The organism is Marinobacterium sp. xm-d-579 (genome assembly GCF_013282935.1).
Classification (GTDB): domain Bacteria; phylum Pseudomonadota; class Gammaproteobacteria; order Pseudomonadales; family Balneatricaceae; genus Marinobacterium_E.
In genome coordinates this window covers 263,873-282,844 of the sequence record NZ_WBYP01000002.1, presented here as the reverse complement: position 1 = coordinate 282,844, position 18,972 = coordinate 263,873, and the positions used below count along the sequence as shown (strand labels likewise).

21 protein-coding genes are annotated in these 18,972 nt (G+C 48.4%); 6 read left to right on the top strand and 15 right to left on the bottom strand.

The window, feature by feature from the left end:
• Positions 1–14: 14 nt before the first annotated feature.
• From XMD579_RS05055 to leuC, 5 genes are all read right to left on the bottom strand, one after another.
• Positions 15–980 carry an Asd/ArgC dimerization domain-containing protein gene (locus XMD579_RS05055; RefSeq protein ID WP_173494410.1) on the bottom strand — a complete coding sequence of 322 codons (966 nt, stop codon included), beginning with the start codon at positions 978–980 and terminating at the stop codon, positions 15–17.
• 57 nt (positions 981–1,037) lie between these two features.
• Complete coding sequence (gene asd / locus XMD579_RS05050) at positions 1,038–2,150, bottom strand: aspartate-semialdehyde dehydrogenase (protein WP_173482429.1); 1,113 nt, start codon at positions 2,148–2,150, stop codon at positions 1,038–1,040.
• Positions 2,151–2,234: 84 nt separating this feature from the next.
• A complete protein-coding gene (gene leuB, locus XMD579_RS05045) occupies positions 2,235–3,320 on the bottom strand; it encodes a 3-isopropylmalate dehydrogenase (RefSeq protein WP_173480833.1) in 1,086 nt (361 codons plus the stop codon).
• Positions 3,321–3,455: 135 nt separating this feature from the next.
• The gene (gene leuD / locus XMD579_RS05040) at positions 3,456–4,103 is read right to left on the bottom strand and encodes a 3-isopropylmalate dehydratase small subunit (protein WP_173505980.1); all 648 of its coding nucleotides are present in this window, start codon (positions 4,101–4,103) and stop codon (positions 3,456–3,458) included.
• A gap of 20 nt (positions 4,104–4,123) precedes the next feature.
• Positions 4,124–5,548, bottom strand: coding sequence for a 3-isopropylmalate dehydratase large subunit (gene leuC, locus XMD579_RS05035; RefSeq protein ID WP_173482427.1), 1,425 nt, complete (start codon positions 5,546–5,548; stop codon positions 4,124–4,126).
• A gap of 229 nt (positions 5,549–5,777) precedes the next feature.
• On the opposite strand from leuC, the gene XMD579_RS05030 reads away from it, so the two are divergent.
• The 4 genes from XMD579_RS05030 to XMD579_RS05015 all read left to right on the top strand — a co-directional run bounded on the left by XMD579_RS05030 (position 5,778) and on the right by XMD579_RS05015 (position 8,820).
• Entirely contained in the window at positions 5,778–5,939 is a 162-nt protein-coding gene (locus tag XMD579_RS05030) for a carbon storage regulator (protein WP_173480830.1), read from the top strand.
• 80 nt (positions 5,940–6,019) lie between these two features.
• Entirely contained in the window at positions 6,020–6,901 is an 882-nt protein-coding gene (locus XMD579_RS05025) for a LysR family transcriptional regulator (protein WP_173482426.1), read from the top strand.
• Between the two features lie 49 nt (positions 6,902–6,950).
• Positions 6,951–7,784 carry a hypothetical protein gene (locus XMD579_RS05020; protein ID WP_173505979.1) on the top strand — a complete coding sequence of 278 codons (834 nt, stop codon included), beginning with the start codon at positions 6,951–6,953 and terminating at the stop codon, positions 7,782–7,784.
• On the top strand, positions 7,777–8,820 hold the full coding sequence (locus XMD579_RS05015) for an alpha/beta fold hydrolase (RefSeq protein ID WP_173505978.1): 1,044 nt from the start codon (positions 7,777–7,779) through the stop codon (positions 8,818–8,820). Before XMD579_RS05020 ends, XMD579_RS05015 begins: the two co-directional genes overlap by 8 nt.
• A gap of 69 nt (positions 8,821–8,889) precedes the next feature.
• Here XMD579_RS05015 and phaR read toward each other — a convergent pair whose 3' ends face one another.
• From phaR to prmB, 8 genes are all read right to left on the bottom strand, one after another.
• Positions 8,890–9,342 carry a polyhydroxyalkanoate synthesis repressor PhaR gene (phaR, locus tag XMD579_RS05010; protein WP_173505977.1) on the bottom strand — a complete coding sequence of 151 codons (453 nt, stop codon included), beginning with the start codon at positions 9,340–9,342 and terminating at the stop codon, positions 8,890–8,892.
• A 16-nt stretch (positions 9,343–9,358) separates the two neighbouring features.
• Entirely contained in the window at positions 9,359–9,610 is a 252-nt protein-coding gene (locus XMD579_RS05005; protein WP_173480824.1) for a DUF6489 family protein, read from the bottom strand.
• Between the two features lie 80 nt (positions 9,611–9,690).
• A complete protein-coding gene (locus XMD579_RS05000; protein WP_173505976.1) occupies positions 9,691–10,845 on the bottom strand; it encodes an MFS transporter in 1,155 nt (384 codons plus the stop codon).
• Positions 10,846–10,847: 2 nt separating this feature from the next.
• The gene (locus tag XMD579_RS04995; RefSeq protein ID WP_173482420.1) at positions 10,848–11,477 is read right to left on the bottom strand and encodes a LysE family translocator; all 630 of its coding nucleotides are present in this window, start codon (positions 11,475–11,477) and stop codon (positions 10,848–10,850) included.
• A gap of 66 nt (positions 11,478–11,543) precedes the next feature.
• Positions 11,544–12,785 carry a saccharopine dehydrogenase family protein gene (locus XMD579_RS04990; RefSeq protein WP_173482419.1) on the bottom strand — a complete coding sequence of 414 codons (1,242 nt, stop codon included), beginning with the start codon at positions 12,783–12,785 and terminating at the stop codon, positions 11,544–11,546.
• A 34-nt stretch (positions 12,786–12,819) separates the two neighbouring features.
• A complete protein-coding gene (nspC, locus tag XMD579_RS04985; protein ID WP_173484481.1) occupies positions 12,820–13,917 on the bottom strand; it encodes a carboxynorspermidine decarboxylase in 1,098 nt (365 codons plus the stop codon).
• 1 nt (position 13,918) lies between these two features.
• On the bottom strand, positions 13,919–15,016 hold the full coding sequence (gene aroC / locus XMD579_RS04980; protein WP_173505975.1) for a chorismate synthase: 1,098 nt from the start codon (positions 15,014–15,016) through the stop codon (positions 13,919–13,921).
• Positions 15,017–15,052: 36 nt separating this feature from the next.
• Entirely contained in the window at positions 15,053–15,967 is a 915-nt protein-coding gene (gene prmB / locus XMD579_RS04975; RefSeq protein ID WP_173482416.1) for a 50S ribosomal protein L3 N(5)-glutamine methyltransferase, read from the bottom strand.
• 54 nt (positions 15,968–16,021) lie between these two features.
• Here prmB and XMD579_RS04970 point away from each other — a divergent pair, with 54 nt between their 5' ends.
• Entirely contained in the window at positions 16,022–16,597 is a 576-nt protein-coding gene (locus XMD579_RS04970; protein WP_173505974.1) for a Smr/MutS family protein, read from the top strand.
• Positions 16,598–16,681: 84 nt separating this feature from the next.
• The gene (gene folE / locus XMD579_RS04965) at positions 16,682–17,221 is read left to right on the top strand and encodes a GTP cyclohydrolase I FolE (RefSeq protein ID WP_173480816.1); all 540 of its coding nucleotides are present in this window, start codon (positions 16,682–16,684) and stop codon (positions 17,219–17,221) included.
• Between the two features lie 52 nt (positions 17,222–17,273).
• On the opposite strand, the gene XMD579_RS04960 is transcribed toward folE, so the two are convergent.
• Together XMD579_RS04960 and XMD579_RS04955 are read right to left on the bottom strand one after the other, a co-directional pair.
• Positions 17,274–18,095, bottom strand: a complete 822-nt coding sequence (locus XMD579_RS04960; protein WP_173480815.1) for a DUF4892 domain-containing protein — start codon at positions 18,093–18,095, stop codon at positions 17,274–17,276.
• A gap of 25 nt (positions 18,096–18,120) precedes the next feature.
• Positions 18,121–18,969 carry an alpha/beta fold hydrolase gene (locus XMD579_RS04955; protein WP_173505973.1) on the bottom strand — a complete coding sequence of 283 codons (849 nt, stop codon included), beginning with the start codon at positions 18,967–18,969 and terminating at the stop codon, positions 18,121–18,123.
• Between the last annotated feature and the right edge of the window lie 3 nt (positions 18,970–18,972).

Sequence of the window (18,972 nt, the reverse complement as noted above, 5' to 3'; positions counted from 1 at the left end):
GCAGATTTTTTAAATTAGTGCTTAGTTACCAATGTAGCAAGCAGCTCTAAAAGTGCTGAGGCACGGCCGAAACGGTTCTCATCAAACATCAGGGTAGCTTGAATCGTCTGGTCCACACGTGCATCGACACGCAGGCGCGATACCAAACACTCAGTCTGCCCAATCATCGATTGAGTAGAGGCGTTGGGGCTGTGACTGAAACGCAACGCATTATCTCGATCAATGAGCGCTACTAGATCAGAGACCGATTGGTCCGCTTGTGTCTCAACCATCAGCATTGCAGAGGTACCGTGGAACATCGGCACTTGAACGGTTGATACCGTTACTTCGGCATCGTCAAACAGTGCATCAGCACCCTCAGCAATACGACGCTCTAACCCTGATTCACCTTGTTCGTCCAATACAAACGGCTGAGCCAATGCATTAAAGGCTAGGGTTGCATCTAAAAACTGCTCTGTCGCTTCACGACCATTAAGCAGTGCGGCTGTTTCACGTGCTAAAGCCTCAGCGCCTTTGCGATCATGAACACTGGCAGGCAAAGTCGCGGCAATGTGCATACGAAGAGGCTCAACTTTAGCGCTAATCGCCTGGCAGAACTTGTAGACTGCTACTAGCACAGGCTCAGCGAGCTGATACCACTCGCCAGACTCCAGACGGTCACGACCCGCGACGGCCAACTGAGACGATTCAGCAGACAGGTTAGAGTAGAGATCGATCAATGTAGCACCCAAGGAAGCGCGCTCCAAGAGATCTGCACTCGCCTCAGGTTGAGCCAGAATAACCACAGACGCTTCAGCAAACGGAGCTTGATCAACGGGACGCACCAGTGTGGAGTGCCCGTTAATCATCAATGAACGACCCGCTTCGCTCTCGTCATCCCATAAAGAGAGCTCAATTTCGCTCGCTAGAGGGTGATCTTCGAAGAGTTCAAAAAACTGGTCGGCTACTAGAGATGAGACACCAACAAAAAATAGTTTCATAGCTTTTCCAAAAAGATCGGCCCGCAAATGAGCGGGCCGTTAATTGATTCGTTACGCTTATTGAGCCAGAAGTATACGAAGCATTCGGCGAAGAGGCTCTGCAGCACCCCAAAGCAACTGATCACCCACACTGAATGCGTTTAGGTACTGTTTGCCCATCTTCATTTTACGAAGACGACCCACAGGGATACTCAATGTACCGGTCACTTTGGTTGGTGATAGCTCTTCCATAGTGATCTGACGATCATTAGGCACCACTTTCACCCAGTCGTTCGCCTCAGCAACCATCTGCTCGATCTCATCCATTGGAAGATCTTTATTCAGTTTGATTGTAAATGCCTGGCTGTGACAGCGCATTGCACCGATACGAACACAGGTACCATCGATAGCAATCGGGTTAGAGTTACGGCCAAGAATCTTGTTTGTTTCAACATAGCCCTTCCACTCTTCCTTAGACTGACCATCGGCAACAGGTACATCGATCCAAGGGATCAACGAGCCCGCAAGCGGCACACCAAAGTTATCAACGGCTAGATCGTTACGCATGGTGCTAACAACCTGACGATCAATATCAAGAATTGCCGATGCAGGGTCATTCAGAAGCGCTTCTGAACCATCGCGAATCTGCCCCATTTGAGTGATCAACTCACGCATATTGCGTGCGCCAGCACCTGATGCAGCCTGATAAGTCATTGAAGAGACCCACTCAACGTGACCCGCTTTAAATAGACCACCTAGACCCATCAACATGAGAGAGACAGTACAGTTACCGCCAACGTAAGTTTTGATCCCTTTCGCTAGACCCTTCTCAATTACATCGCTATTGACTGGATCCAGAACAATGATCGCTTCATCATCCATTCGCAGAGCAGAAGCAGCGTCAATCCAGTAGCCATTCCAGCCAGCAGCACGAAGCTTAGGGTAAACCTCTTTCGTGTAGTCGCCACCTTGGCAGGTAATAATCGCGTCCATCTCTTTTAGCGCATCAATATCAGATGCATCTTTAAGTGGAGCAATCTCTTTACCAATGTCTGGACCAGCAGCACCTACCTGAGAAGTGGTGAAAAATACCGGTTCAACGATCTGATCGAAGTCACGCTCTTCCTGCATACGCTGCATAAGAACGGAACCCACCATACCGCGCCAGCCAACAAAACCTACACGATTCATATTTACCCTCAAAAAACTTTTTCGCTATTCAATAGCTCTATCAAAAAAGGCCGGATCTAACCGGCCTTCTCGGTTAACGTTTGATTATGCGCTTAGCGCAGCAATCACCGCGTCACCCATTTCAGTTGTCGAAACCTTCGTCATGCCTTCAGAGAAGATATCGGCAGTACGCAGGTTTTGATCCAAAACCTTACTTACCGCGGCTTCGATTCGATCCGCAGTTTCGCCCTTATCAAGCGAGTAGCGCAACATCATAGCGGCAGACAGGATGGTTGCCAATGGATTTGCAATGTTTTGACCCGCAATATCCGGAGCAGAACCGTGACAAGGTTCAAACATACCCTGACCCTTCACGTTCATAGACGATGAAGGCAGCATACCGATGGAACCCGTCAGCATTGCAGCAGCATCTGAAAGGATGTCGCCAAACATGTTACCTGTTACCACCACATCGAACTGCTTAGGTGCACGTACTAGCTGCATTGCAGCGTTATCTACGTACATGTGGCTTAGTTCAACTTCAGGGTACTCAGCGCTCAACTCTTCCATCACTTCACGCCAAAGCACCGTCACTTCTAGTACGTTTGCTTTGTCGACAGAGCAGAGTTTCTTACCACGTGCCATTGCCGCTTCAAAAGCGACACGACCGATACGCTTGATCTCATCTTCGTTGTATACGTAAGTGTTGTAACCTTCACGTAGGCCATCTTCAGTGGTGCGAATGCCGCGTGGCTGACCGAAGTAGATACCACCCGTTAGTTCACGAACGATAAGAATATCTAGATCTGAAACCACTTCTGGCTTCAAAGTAGACGCGTGAGCTAACTGTGGGTAAAGAATCGCTGGGCGCAGGTTACCGAACAATCCAAGCTGAGTACGAAGACCTAGAAGCCCCTTCTCTGGGCGAATCTGAAAATCAGGGTTTGTATCCCACTTAGGACCACCCACAGCACCCAAAAGGATGCCTTTGGAGTCATGCGCCTTAGCTAGGGTCTCTTCTGGAAGAGGTACACCTGTCGCATCGATCGCAGCACCACCAACGTGTGCTTCATCAAATTCAAGACCAAGGTTATCTTGATCGTTAACCAGTTCAAGCACACGACGCGCCTGAGCAACAATCTCAGGACCAATGCCATCACCTGGCAAAATCAAAACTTTGTTTTCGTTCATTTTTCTATTCCTTATTTACCGTGTCTGGCTTTCAGCCTGACACGACTCTCTCAGCGTCTTCCAGACTACCGAGCGTAAATTAATAGCGGATGACAGGCTAAAGCCAGTTACCATCAATAGCCGCGAACAAATCAATTATTTAATCGCGTCAAACAACCAAGGCGCTTCGGCACGGCGTTTCGCTTCGTACGCACGGATATCATCAGCATGCTCAAGCGTTAAGCCGATATCATCCAAACCGTTTAGCAGACAGTGCTTGCGGAAGTCATCAACTTCGAAGCTATACTCTTTGCCGTCTGGGCTAACCACTTTCTGATTTTCAAGATCAACCGTTAGGCTCATACCGGGTGCTGCAGCAACGGCTTGGAAAAGCGCTTCCACTTCATCCTCTGTAAGAATGATCGGTAATAGACCATTCTTGAAACAGTTATTGAAGAAGATATCGGCATAGCTTGGTGCAATCACTGCACGGAAACCGTAGTCATCTAATGCCCAAGGAGCGTGCTCGCGGCTAGAACCACAACCAAAGTTGTTGCGTGCTAACAGAATGCTAGAACCAGCGTACTCTGGTTTGTTTAGAACAAAGTCTGGGTTGATAGGACGTCCAGAACAGTCTTGATCTGGCTGACCTTCATCAAGGTAACGAAGTTCATCAAATAGATTAGGACCAAAGCCAGAGCGCTTAATCGATTTAAGGAACTGCTTTGGAATGATCATATCGGTATCAACGTTGACGCGATCAAGCGGAGCAACAACACCGGTGTGAGTCGTAAACTTTTTCATATCTCTATCTCCGCCCTAACTTAAGAGTTCAACTCAAAATCGCGCACATCAACGAAGTGGCCTGTAATCGCAGCAGCCGCCGCCATTGCTGGGCTCACTAGATGGGTACGACCACCGAAGCCCTGACGGCCTTCGAAGTTACGGTTAGAGGTTGATGCACAGTGCTCACCATTACCCAACTTATCTGGGTTCATCGCAAGACACATTGAACAGCCCGGTTCACGCCACTCAAGACCCGCTTCAACAAAGATCTTATCCAAACCTTCCGCTTCTGCCTGCGCTTTTACAAGACCAGAACCAGGAACAACAAGCGCCTGCTTCACTGTGCTTGCAACCTTACGGCCTTTAACAACTGCAGCGGCAGCGCGCATATCTTCGATACGGCTGTTAGTACAAGAACCGATAAAGACACGATCAAGTTTGATATCGGTAATCGCCTGGTCCGCGTTCAAGCCCATGTACTCAAGCGCACGAGTAATAGAGTTCGCTTCATCTGCATCTTTAGCGTTCGCTGGATTTGGCACAGTGCCATCGACAGCAACCACCATCTCTGGCGAGGTACCCCAAGTCACCTGAGGTTTGATATCAGCGGCGTTGATCTCAACGACCTTATCGAACTGAGCATCATCATCAGAGACTAGATTTTTCCAGTTTGCTACAGCCGCTTCCCACTGATCCGCAGTTGGTGAGAATGGACGACCTTTAAAGTACTCAATCGTCTTATCATCAACCGCTACAAGACCTACACGAGCACCCGCTTCGATCGCCATGTTACAGATAGTCATACGACCCTCAACAGAGAGCGAGCGTATCGCCGAACCCCCGAACTCCATCGCAAAACCTGTACCACCGGCCGTACCGATAACACCAATCACGTGAAGTACAACGTCTTTAGCGGTGACACCAACACCAAGATCACCGTCTACTTTAATCAGAAGGTTCTTCATCTTCTTAGCGATCAGACACTGAGTCGCAAGAACGTGCTCAACCTCAGAAGTACCAATACCATGCGCTAGCGCACCAAAAGCACCGTGGGTAGAGGTATGCGAGTCACCACAGACAACGGTAGAACCTGGCAGAGTCATACCCTGCTCTGGGCCCACAACGTGAACGATACCCTGACGCTCATCAAGCATCTTGAACTCGACAATGCCGTACTCGTCACAGTTCTCATCCAGTGTTTTTACCTGAATACGAGAAACAGGATCGACAATCTGATCGACGCCACCAGCACGTTCAGTGGTGGGTACGTTGTGATCAGGTGTTGCTAGGTTAGCGTCGATACGCCAGGGTTTACGACCCGCCATACGCAGGCCTTCAAAAGCCTGAGGTGAAGTGACCTCATGAAGAATTTGACGATCGATGTAGATTAATGAACTGCCATCTTCGTTCTGACGCACCAAATGGGCATCCCATAATTTGTCATAGAGTGTTTTACCAGCCATCTCTCTCTCCTGGTTGGTGACCTATCCGTAAGGATTTAAAAGTGGCTAAATTTTATCCACACCTCTTTCAATAGACAAACTCTTATTATTTATAATTTCCATTCCAAATGAGAATAGTTAAATTTTTTGAAAAAAATTAATCTTTTTTTTGTAAAGTTCAAAATATGGTCTACATTTCATTGGTAACACAAAAAACAGATTAACTTTTCCTAAGAAGGGACTCTTATCCATGCTTGTACTTACACGTAACGTCGGCGAAAAATTGATTATTGATGGCAACATTGAAGTAATGGTGGTTGAAGCAGGTGGCGGCAGTGTTCGTCTCGGCATTGAAGCACCAAAAGATGTGCACATTGTTCGCGAAGAGCTACTAGAAGAAGACGAATCCTGAGATAAGTCTTTGATCAAAAAGCACCCTCTGTGGTGCTTTTTTTATGCCTATTTCAACCGCTCTCTTGTAAGCTTAGGCTTATGGATACCTCTACCCTACAGGCTTTTGTTGAAACCGCTCAGCTAGGCAGTTTCTCCCAAGCATCACAGCGACTGTTTATAACTCAGTCAGCAGTCAGCAAACGCGTGGCTCAGCTAGAAGAGCAGGTTGGAGCTCGGCTGTTTGATCGAATTGGTCGAACCATAGCATTGACCGATGCCGGTAAAGCACTGCTCCCCCAGGCACGTCGCATTCTGGCGGAGTTAGAAGACGCCAAGCGCGTCGTTGAAAATATAAAGGGTGATATCTCAGGTCGCCTGTCGGTCGCAGCAAGCCACCATATTAGCCTTCACCGACTTCCCAACACACTGCGCACCTTCACCACCCAATTCCCTGACGTAGAGCTAGATCTGCGCTTTTATGAGTCAGAAGTGGCTTATGAGGCGGTATTGCATGGTGACATTGAACTGGCACTGATCACACTCTCGCCAGAGTCAGACCCACGTCTCCACTCAGAAGTATTGTGGTTAGATCGACTCTTTTACTGTGTCTCCAACGACCACCCTATCGCTCAGCATGGCACAACCGATTTTGAAACGTTGAACCAGTACCCGGGTATTTTGCCTGCCCCGAACACCTTCACCTCTCTGATTGTGCACGAACAGTTAGCCCAGCGAGGTCTAACACCCAATTTAGGTATCAGCACCAACTACCTTGATACCATTCGTATGATGGTCAGTGTTGGTTTAGGCTGGAGCCTACTTCCAGAGTCGATGATTGATAACAGCCTGCATAAGGTGGTGATCGACAGTGACGCCATTGAACGCCCACTTGGGTTTATCTACCACCGTGACAGAACACTCTCTAATGCGGCGGGCAAACTGCTCAATCTACTAAAAGAGGATGCGCAGAAGGGTTCATAACTGAATCAGGGTGAATTACTATGATTCAAAGAGTAAATAAGGGCTTAGCGTGAACCATCCGCTTCTAGATCAGTTCAATCAATGGCTGCAGCAGTTCGAGCAGACGGGATCTGTTATCGATACCACTCGTTTAAATGAGTGGAACCATCTAATGGATCAGTTCCAAACGCACCCTGAACAACTCTCCAGTAATCATGCCCAGTGGATCAAAACGCTTGCTCAAAACTCCAAAGCGATGATGAGTGTGGTTGAAGCACTGCAGGATCAAGCGACCGACTCCAGCGAGCAACTGAAAAAGCTAAGAGAAGAGTTGCACCAATTCAACGTCCAACTTCTTCTGCAACAGGCGAGTTTGCCACAGCAGATGGCACCGCTCTTGTTCACTCACACCCACTTATCGACCCTGTTTAATGAGGAGCAACTCGCTAAATTTGAGCAGTTAAAATCCTCATTGAACACTCCTCAGTTTGAAAAACTTAACCAACTGATTGAATCCTTTATGCAGTGGCAGCAAGCAGGCCAAACACTGACCGAAGAGATGAATCAGATTACTGAGTTGGCAACCCAGACCTGGCAAGAGCAATTCGATGACTCACTCTCTGCCAAGGATCAGATTGAGCTCTGGGGTAAGATCTACGACAGCACCTACCAGGTTCAATTCCAAGAGCCCTCGATGCAGCTAGCTCAAAGCGGGTGGCTGAATGGATGGGCCGATCTAAAACTGGCATGGAAACAACTTCTGACGCAACTTACAGAGCAAGCGGGACTCCCCTCACCTGAGCAACTCGATAGAATGATTGAACAGCTCGATCAACAACGCAGACGCATTCGACAGTTAGAGAAGCGACTCTCTGCCCTTGAATCAGGTGATCACAATGGCTAATCGCTATAACCAAGCCCTGCTCGATTCACAAAAAGAGCTGGCTAAGGCTATGGCGGTACTCAGTGAACTCCCCCCTTTGGAGGATAGCTCACTGAAAGCCGAGGTGCTGTTAACCCTCGATAAGATGAGACTGCTGCACTTTAAACAGTCTGGACGACGCAGACAGCCGCCGCTGATTATCTGTTACGCGCTGGTTAATCGACCCACTATTCTCGATTTAGCCCCCGACCGTTCACTGGTTCAAGATTTACGAGCCAAAGGGCGTGATATCTATCTGATCGATTGGGGTTATCCCGATCTGTGTGATCGACATATTGGACTTGATGACTACATTGGCGACTATCTAGATAGCGTCGTGCAGTGCGTTATAGAGCGTTCCGGTTTTGAACAGATTGACCTAATGGGCATATGCCAGGGTGGCGTATTCTCTCTCGCTTATGCGAGTTTAAAACCAGAGCGTGTTCGTAAACTGGTCACTTTGGTCACACCCGTGGATACTGATGTCGAGGGGTTTACGCTTAGCGAAATGGTCCGAGAGACGAACATTGAACAGCTGGTCAAATCCTATGGAAACCTTCCGGGTCAGTTTCTCAATCAGATCTACGCTGCGCTTAAACCACTGCAACTGGGTGTCGTAAAAGAGATGGGCCTGAGCCGCTCGATTCAAGACCCGACAAGCGCCGAGCTATTCTTGCGCATGGAGCAGTGGATCAATGACAGTCCTGATCTAGCAGGCCGGGCCGCTGTAGAGTTTGCAGAGACATTTTTTAAAGGGAATGGACTGATTCAAGGCTCATTCTATGTCGACTCCAAAGCCGTAAAACTAACGTCCATCCGATCTCCCATATTGAATATATTTGGCACTAAAGACCACTTGGTACCACCTGCCTCAAGCCAAGCGTTACAAACAGCCATTACTCCCAACACCCCCTACCAAGAGTTGGCTCTTCCTGCCGGTCACATCGGCGCCTTCATCAGTGATCGCTGTCGTGGCCAAGTGATTGATGCCATCGAGACGCACTTGAACCAAAAATAGGCTTAGTTTGAACACAAAAAAAGAGAGCGCAGGCTCTCTTTTCTAAAGTATGCAGAACGAAAGAAAGCGCTATTTTTCCTCTTTCTCACCCTCTTGCTTAGCCGCTGGATTGAACATATTCCAAAACGCCATGTTCTGATCCGTCAATTTGTTCATCATCGTTAATGGATTGGCGGCGCCCATCATCGTCTCCATCTGGTCTCGAATACGATCTTGGTGCTCTAGAAAGGCGCTGATGCTCTGTTCTAGGTACTGGCTCATCATGCCCTGCATACTATCACCGTAGAAGCGGATGAGTTGCTGAAGCACCTGATTGGTTAGCAAGGTACCGCCCCCATCAGCCTCTTGCTCAGAGATAATTTGCAGGAGAATGTTGCGCGTTAAATCTTGGCCTGTTTTAGAATCCTGAACCTGAAAGGTCTCACCGTTCATTACCAGCTGCTTCACATTTTCAAGGGTCACGTAGCAGCTGCGAGAGGTGTCGTAGAGACGGCGGTTTGTATATTTACGAAGAATGCGCACAAAAGTACCTCAACAATTATTTATCGTTTTTATCACTGGTATTGCTGGTCATCATTCCGAAGAAAGCCTTTTGCATGGCCTCCATCGAATTTAGGCCTGAATTTAGATAGGGCTGCATTAAAGAGAGAGCGTCATAACCATCTGCGCCATTAAGCATCTGCTGTCTAAACTGTTCAACTAACTCTTTTTGAATTTCGGACACATCGGGTAGACCTAGGGTGCGGCGAAACTCTTCTGGGGTTAAATCAACATCTACACTGATTTTCATAACGATCTCCATCCAGCACTTTTAAGAAGCCTGTAGGCTTGAGCATAACGCGTTTATTTTCGCACTGCAAAAAAACCTTTTTAGCTATTTTGCTGCACTTTTGCCGGCAACTTACCGAAGGATATCAACAACAGAGCTACGCAGCTGGCTGCCGCCGCAAAGATGAAACTAACGCCAGAACCGAAGTGGTGCCAAAGGTAGCCAGCAATGATGGAACCAAACAGACCACCTAAGCCAAAGCCGAGGCTAGAGTGCAGAGCCTGCGCCCTGCCCTCGCTTCCAGCGGGAAAGAGCTGCTGCACAATACGAATGCCACTGGCATGCAGCACCGCAAAACTGGCAGCATGTAGCAGTTGAGAGAGTATGATAATTAGCAGTGAGTCAGACAGGGTTGCCATCATTAACCAGCGCAGCACTGCCAGCATTAAACTCGCCATAAAGACACTTACGAGCGAAAAGCGTTGCCACAATTTGTGCAACACAGCGAACATCGCTATCTCAGCCAGAACGCCTAAAGACCACAATAAACCTATGGATAAGCCGCTATACCCCTCTTGCTGCAGCAAGAGGGTGTAAAAACCGTTGTAGGGGCCGTGAGCCAATTGTGCAAAAAAGATCAGTGCAAAGAACTGTATCACTTCAGGACGTCTCATCACCTTTGCAACAGAGACAGATTTGGCGGAATTGATCGGTGCGGCAGCCGGCTTGGGAACCGTCCAGGTTGCAAAGTAGATAGCAATTAATACCACCAACAACCCAATAGGCACCCACTCGATCTGATCGTCTATGAACAACTCACCACCGATCAAGGTAGCCGCAATGAACCCAACGGACCCCCACAAACGAATTTTCCCGTAGCGATCTCGCTTCTCACCTAGATGACTTAAGGTCACTACTTCAAATTGCGGCAAAATCGCATTCCAGAAAAATGAGAAGCAGAGCATCGCAAGCAGCAGCGGCCAAAACCCCTCAATGAACAGCACCGGAACAAAGGCTAATACGGCCAGCAGTGCACCCAGTTTAACAACCCGCATGCGCTCCATATGACGATCGGCCACATAGCCCCAAATACTTGGAGCATAAAGCCTAGAGAGGTGAAACGCGCCTAATAGAAGTCCAATCTCCTCAGCATTGAAACCTTCATGGCTAAGATAGGGAGCCCAAAATGGCATCACCACGCCTAACAGTGAAAAGAAGGTGTAGTAGAAGAGTGAAAGTCTTAGCTCAAGGCGCATCGTTAACTACGCTCACCAAGCAACAGGCGTAGTCCGAACAGCAGATAAACGCTTCCACTTAAGCCATCTAAAGCTCTGATCACACCTCTATTGAACAGAAGATGACGTACTCGATCGACACCCAATACCAAACCACCCTGCCAGACCATGGCGATACAAAAATGGATTAACGCCATCATCAGAGACTGCAGGAGTGGTGAATAGCCCGATACCAGAAATTGCGGTAACAGAGCCATATAGAAGAGTAAGGTTTTCGGGTTTAACAGATTGTTGAGAAAACCTTGATAGAAGGCCGAGCGTAAAGCTCTTTGCTCAGCAACAGATTCCAAAATAAATGCGCGTCCTATGAATAGATCTTTAAGCGCTTTCAGTGCAAGAAAGATCAAATAGCCTGCTCCTAACATCTGCATGTAAAAGAACAGTGTTTCTGAACTGGCCAGAATGGCAGCCACGCCTAATGCACTCAATGTTCCGTGCACAAACAGTCCCAGGCAGATACCAAGACTGGCCAAAAAGCCCTGGCTTCGACTGCCTACAGAGCGTCGCAATACCATCATCGTATCGACACCGGGGGTTAGTGTTAATAGGGTAATGGCCACAAGAAACGCGGCCCAAGGGAAGAGTTCAAGCATTAAAAAAGCCCAGTGGGATAACAAGTTTTCGTTATAACATCTGGGCTTGATGGGAGCTAGTCGATATTATGAGAAATCGAGCGGACGCTCTCCATTTTCATCACGGATCCATGTGGGTAGACCCATGTGGTTAAGATGATTCAGGAATGGACGTGGATCCAACTCCTCTACGTTGACCATCGTTTTACAATCCCATTCACCTGTTGCAATCAATAACGCAGCTGCAACCGGTGGAACACCAGCGGTGTAGGAGATACCCTGGCTACCGACCTCATTGTAGGCATCTTTATGGTCAGCAACGTTGTAGATGAACACTTCACGCTCTTGACCATCTTTGGTCCCTTTCACCTGATCACCAATACAGGTCTTACCGGAGTAGTTGGGTGCAAGTGACGCAGGATCTGGAAGACAAGCTTTAACCACTTTAAGAGGGACAACACTCTGCCCTTCAGCCGTTTCGATTGGCTGTTCAGAGAGAAGACCCAGATTCTTCAGAACCGTGAATACGGTGATGTAACGTTCCCCAAAGCCCATCCAGAAACGTACATTAGGACAACCTAGGTTGGCTGATAGAGAGTGGATCTCATCGTGACCCGTCATGTAGCTTGTGCGCTCACCGACTACAGGCAGATCGTCAGTACGACTGATCTCAAACATCTGGTTGGTTTGCCACTGATTGTTCTGCCAAGAGTAGACACGTCCGGTAAACTCACGGAAGTTGATCTCAGGGTCGAAGTTGGTGGCGAACCAGTGACCGTGATCGCCCGCATTGATGTCGATAATGTCAACTGACTCGAGCGTATCGAAGTACTCATTTTTAGCCAATGCAGCGTAAGCGTTTACGACACCTGGATCAAAGCCACAGCCCAAAATAGCCGTGGTGCCTGTCTCTTTACAGCGCTCGCGACGTTTCCACTCGTAGTTACCGTACCAAGGTGGGTTTTCACAAATCTTAAGTGGGTCTTCGTGAATAGCGGTGTCTAGATAAGCGACACCCGTTTCGATACAGGCTTCAAGTACCGACATATTGACGAAAGCTGAACCGACATTAAGCACGATCTCAGAGCCCGTCGCTTTGATCAATGCAACCGTCGCGGCTGTATCCATTGCATCCAGTGCATGAGCCGTTAACTTGCCATCCACCTTCATTGCACCCTTCTCATGGATGCTGTCGATGATCGCGTCACACTTCGATTTGGTTCTTGAAGCGATCGCTATATCACCGAGGATATCGTTGTGTTGGGCGCATTTATGCGCCACCACCTGGGCAACACCACCGCCGCCAATAATTAGTACATTCTTTTTCATAAGATCGCGCACTCCGATGCGTTACTTAACACTATTAAGAGAGGTTATCGACAAAGTCTTGATAACCAAATTCACGAACAAGTTTGATCGAACCATCAAACTCTTTAATGGCTATAGAGGGCATTTTCACACCATTGAACCAGTTTTTCTTAACCATGGTGTAGCCACCCGCATCCTCTATTGAGAGTCGATCACCGGCTTTAAGCTCATGATTAAAATTAAACTCACCAAAAATATCGCCTGCCAAGCAAGACTTACCGCACAGCTGATAGCTGTACTCACCATCACAAGGTGGCATACGAGCGTCCTCTCGATAGATCAAAAGATCGAGCATATGCGCTTCAATCGAGCTATCAACAATCGCTAGGTGCTTACCGTTGTAGAGTGTATCCAATACCGATACTTCGAGCGTTGTACTCTTGGTAATGGCCGCTTCACCAGGCTCTAAATAGACCTGAACACCATAGGTTTCAGAGAATGACTTCAAACGCTGACAGAATTGATCAAGCGGATAGTCATCCCCGGTAAAGTGGATACCACCACCTAAACTGATCCATTTCATTTTGGCAATCAGGTGGCCAAAGCGCGCTTCGATATCACTGAGCATGGCACTGAAACGCTCAAAATCGCCATTTTCACAGTTGTTGTGGAACATGAAACCAGAAATTTTATCGACTACCGTTTCGATACGCTCAGGGTCCCATTCACCCAGGCGGCTATACGGACGTGCTGGATCGGCAATGATGAACTCAGAGGTTGAAATACCCGGATTCACGCGCAAGCCACGCGTCTTGTCACGGCTCTGCTCTTCAAAGCGTTCAAACTGATTGATGGTGTTGAAGATGATCTTGTCACAGTTAGCGAGCACCTCCTCTATCTCATGATCGTCATAGGCGACCGAGTAAGCGTGTGTTTCACCGGGAAACTTGTCATGACCTAGCTTAACTTCATAGAGTGAGGATGAGGTTGTACCGTCCATATATTGCGACATTTGATCAAACACGGACCAGGTCGCGAAGCATTTCAGTGCTAGCAGAGATTTAGCACCCGAATGCTCACGTACGTAGGCGATCTTCTCCAGGTTCTTCTGGAGTTTCGATCGATCGATAAGGTAGTAAGGGGTCTTTAACATCTTAAAGCTGACCCAGCACCGGCGTATCAACCGATACATCCGCATTTTGGCCGCGATGACGCAGCAGATGATCAACCAAAGTCAGTGCCATCATCGCTTCTGCAATGGGTGTGGCACGAATACCGACACAGGGATCATGACGGCCTTTGGTTACCACCTCCACTTCATTACCAAACTTATCAATACTGCGACCAGGCAGACGCATGCTTGACGTTGGCTTAAGCGCGATGTGCGCAATGATATCTTGGCCACTGGAGATACCGCCTAAGATCCCACCCGCGTGATTCGAGAGAAAACCCTCTTTCGTCATCTCATCGCGATGCTCAGTCCCTTTTTGCGCAACCGATGCAAACCCATCACCAATCTCAATCCCTTTCACGGCATTAATACTCATCAGTGAGTGGGCCAGATCGGCATCCAACCGATCGAAAATAGGCTCACCCAGCCCGACAGGAATACCCGAAGCAACAACAGAGATCTTAGCGCCCACTGAGTTACCCTCTTTGCGTAGCTCGTCCATGTAGACTTCCATTTTGGCTGCAGCATCAGCATCAGGTGAGAAGAAGGGGTTATTACCCACTTCATTCCAATCAAACTGAGTGTGATCAATAGCGATAGGACCGAGCTGTGACAGGTAGCCACGAATTTCAATGCCCTGCTTCGCTAGTACTTTCTTCGCAATAGCACCGGCTGCTACACGCATCGCAGTCTCACGAGCCGAAGATCGACCACCACCACGGTAGTCACGGATACCGTACTTGTGATGATAGGTGTAGTCGGCGTGAGCAGGACGGAATTGATCTTTGATGTTGCCGTAATCTTTTGAACGTTGATCGGTATTCTCGATCAGCAAACCAATGGATGTACCGGTGGTCTTACCTTCAAAAACCCCAGACAGAATCTTCACTTGGTCCGGTTCGCGACGCTGCGTCGTGTGACGTGAGGTTCCTGGTTTACGACGATCAAGATCCAGCTGAAGATCCTCTTCACACAACTCAATCCCAGGAGGACAGCCATCGACAATGGCACCCAGTGCTGGGCCATGGCTCTCGCCAAAGGTGGTGATTGTGAAAAGCTTTCCGTATGTATTACCGGACATGGTCCTAATCCTTCTGTTTGAGCCTCAGCTCAGTCATTAAATAAATTCTTGGTGTGCACGAAGACTGGGAGCATCAATAACAAAGACACCATTACCGCCCTGATCGAGCTCAACCCATATTAGTGGAAGCTCAGGGTAAGCCTGCATTAGATGCACCTCTGAATTGCCCACTTCCACCACCAGGAGCCCCTGTTCACTCAGATGACGACCCGCCTCTCTCAAGATCCGGCGAGTAATATCCAAACCATCATCACCTGAACCTAACGCCATTTCAGGTTCATGCTGATATTCAGCAGGCATTGAGGCTACATCCGGAGCATCAACGTACGGGGGATTGGTGACGATTAGGTCGTAAACCTCACCTTCTAAATTGTTAAACAGATCACTGTGGACAACGCGCACACGCTCTTCCATCTCATGACGTGCCACATTGATATTAGCCACCGCAAGTGCATCGTCTGATAGATCGGCAAGATCTACCTCAGCTTGATCAAATGCATAAGCACAAGCGATACCGATACAACCACTTCCGGTGCAAAGATCCAGAACGCGCTCTACATCCACATCGCCAAGCCAGGGCTGGAACTGCTGTTCGATCAGCTGTGCGATCGGCGACCGCGGAACCAAGACACGCTCATCAACAGTGAATGGCAGTCCCATAAACCAAGCCTCACCGGTGATGTACGGTAGTGGTTTACGTTGCTGGCAGCGCTGCTGCACAAAATCGATGACACGCTCTCTTTCTGAAGGCAGAAGTTTTGCGTCTAACAGTTCAGCTGAACTATCCCACGGAAGATCCACCGCATTAAACACTAACTGCAGCGCCTCATCCCAAGCGTCTACATGGCCATGACCAAAATAGACTTGGTGACGGTTCATCTCACTGAGTGTCCAGCGAACGTAATCGCGAAGAGTGAGAAGTTGTTCGATCACTGCTTGATCTGAGCTCATGGCTAACCTGATAATATCCGAATCAAAAGTTGCCATAGTTTACCTGTAATCAACATGTCTGATAAGAGTGATAAGATCAGTGATTTCGCTTCTCTAAAGGAGCTTTTTAAGGATGTGACGCCGATTGAGCAGAATCGCGCTGATATTCAACGCCCCGTCAACAAACCCGATGAGGGATCGATTGAATATCGTCGACTGGCGGCCGCCGAAAAAGAGGAGCTTATCGTCGATGGGCTAAACTCTATTCATCACGAATTACTCAGTGCCGAAGAGAGCATTCTTTTTGCAGTACCCGGTGTTCAACTGAAGTTAATCAAACGGATGCAATCGGGTCACTTAGGTTGGGATGCTGGTCTTGATCTGCACGGATTTACCGTCGACCAAGCACGCAACGAGTTGCATCTGTTTATTAGGGATTGTCGTAAGCAGGGCCTCAAATCGATACTGATTGTTCATGGCAAATCCTATACTGACCCTAACAAACCTGCCCTTTTGAAGACTTACGTCAGCGAGTGGCTGCAACAGACAGAGGGCGTGCTAGCGTTCTGCTCTGCTCAGCCAAAAGATGGCGGAACCGGAGCACTCTACCTGCTTCTTAAATCGGATGAGCGTCATAAATCCAATCGGTAAACCTTTACCCAAGGGTGACATTGGCGTATGTTTGCCCGCTTAGTTGTTAACGGGCATAAATAGGCCCGAGAAAGGAATAGAGTCATGGAAAAAGCCTACGAAAACATCATTGAAGCGATTGGCGAAGATCTTAACCGCGAAGGTTTGTTAGATACGCCTAAACGCGCTGCAAAAGCGATGAAGTTTCTGACCAAAGGCTACGACCAGTCGCTTGAAGAGGTGGTTAACGGAGCGCTTTTCCCATCAGACAACTCTGAAATGGTGCTCGTGAAAAATATTGAGATCTACTCAATGTGTGAACACCACCTACTCCCTTTCATTGGCAAAGCCCACGTTGCATATATTCCACAGGGTAAAGTGATTGGTCTGTCGAAAATAGCGCGCATCGTAGACATGTACGCACGCCGTCTTCAGATCCAAGAGAACATGACCAAAGAGATTGCCGAAGCACTTCAAGAGGTGACCGGTGCTCTGGGTGTAGGCGTTGTGATTGAAGCGCAACACATGTGCATGATGATGCGCGGTGTCGAAAAGCAAAACGCGATGATGAAGACATCAATGATGCTGGGAAGCTTCCGATCTAATCCCGCAACACGTGCTGAATTCCTGTCACTGGTAAACTAGTCACCTCAGCTGTTTGGTGTCTGACTTCCAGTCTGACACCCAATCGGATCTTCTATTTAGCGATCACGACCACAGCAGATTGGTCGGCACCCAGCACACTGGGTGCTAATGCCCCTATTCCGTGTACTTCGAGTTGGCCAGTGGCTACGCCTGCCCTATCCAGGTAAGCCTTCACCTGTTCAACTAAGCGCATTGATTCCTGTTCAGCAATTCCTTGATCACTGCCCTGCTGATGACCGACCAATCGAATTGGCGAAAGATTTTGCTGCAGATGATCAGCTAACAGCTTAAGGGTTGGCTCTTCGATGTTGGGTAATTTAACCCAGCCACGTTCTTCTAGTAGCACCAACCAAGGCACCGCCTGTTCCGCTTCAGTGATCTGATCGAGGTGAAGATAAACACGTCGGTTACCCCGTCTTACCGCGTAAGCCGCAAGGTATTGATCATCCAGCTTAGCAGCAAAATAGCGTTGGTAGTCATCACGACCATAGAGGTCGGCATTATTAAATAGGTCATTCGCCCAGATATTACTGGTTCCGCAATCTCTACCATCACACTCAAACAGGATTTCACCTTTTTGGGTAATTACCTGATCACGAAGCACCTGCAGCAGTTCATGGGGATCAAATGATTTTGGCATCTCCCAGGTTGTACGCGTGAGTTGGCCCGACAGTTGCTGCTCTTTATCGATGCGAACATCTCGATTGATCTTAACGACAGCGCCTAAAGGAAAGCGATAATCTCGAACGGTTTGAGTGATCTGTTTATCGAGCTCAGCGGATGGGTCAATACTGATGCCATTGGGCAGAGGAGCAGCCCCATTCGCAAACGCCATGGAGGAGAATAGAAACAGGGGTAACAGTCGATGTAACACTAGCCTAATCATTCAACACACTCACTCAACCAAAAAACTCATTAAATGCCGCAGCCATCTGTGGCACGACCTCATCCTCTAAGTGTAGATGATGCCCACCCGGCATCCATCTAAATTCGATATTTTTTACGAAGGGTAAGCGTGCTTGGGTCAGCTCCTGGCTCAAACCTGACTGACCCGCAATCACCAAAACAGGTGACTCTATCTGAGCAAGAGTGATGCGAACCTGCTCTTCTGTTAAACGTACTGAAGAGCGCAATTTGAGTCTGGGATCCACTCGTATTCTGAGCTCTCCATTGGGCAGTTGTTCACTACTGCGCACCACTAAGCGCTCAGCCGCATCCACTGGCACAGGGAAGCGACCCGTTGCTCTTAACTTGGTCAGCAATGCTTTGGATTTAGCAGAAGCCTGTTTTTGAATCGACAAGTTATCCGTTATCGACTGGCTTAAATTCTCAGCAAATTGATCGGGGGCGTTTGTAAACGGAGCTAGGTTCTCTATCAAGCCAAGTGTTAACACCTGATCCGGAAATGTCCCGGCGTAGAGAGACGCCACACCAGCACCTAAAGAGTGAGCCAGTATTCGAATTGCCCCATCGGGTTGAAGTTGGCGCTTAACCGCATGAAGATCTTCTACATAACCCCAAACAGGATAGCCCGAATCCGCACTGCGCCAATCTGACTGACCATGCCCTGCCATATCGATAGCGACAACACGAAAACCCGCCAAGTGAGGCGCTAATTTGTAGTAACTCTCGGCATTATCTAGCCAACCGTGTAGTGCCAAAATCAACGGTTGGTCATCCTCACCCCACTGCAGTGCAGTAATGGTTCGACTGTGAACGGTAAACCTAATCTCTCTTGGATGAATCATGCT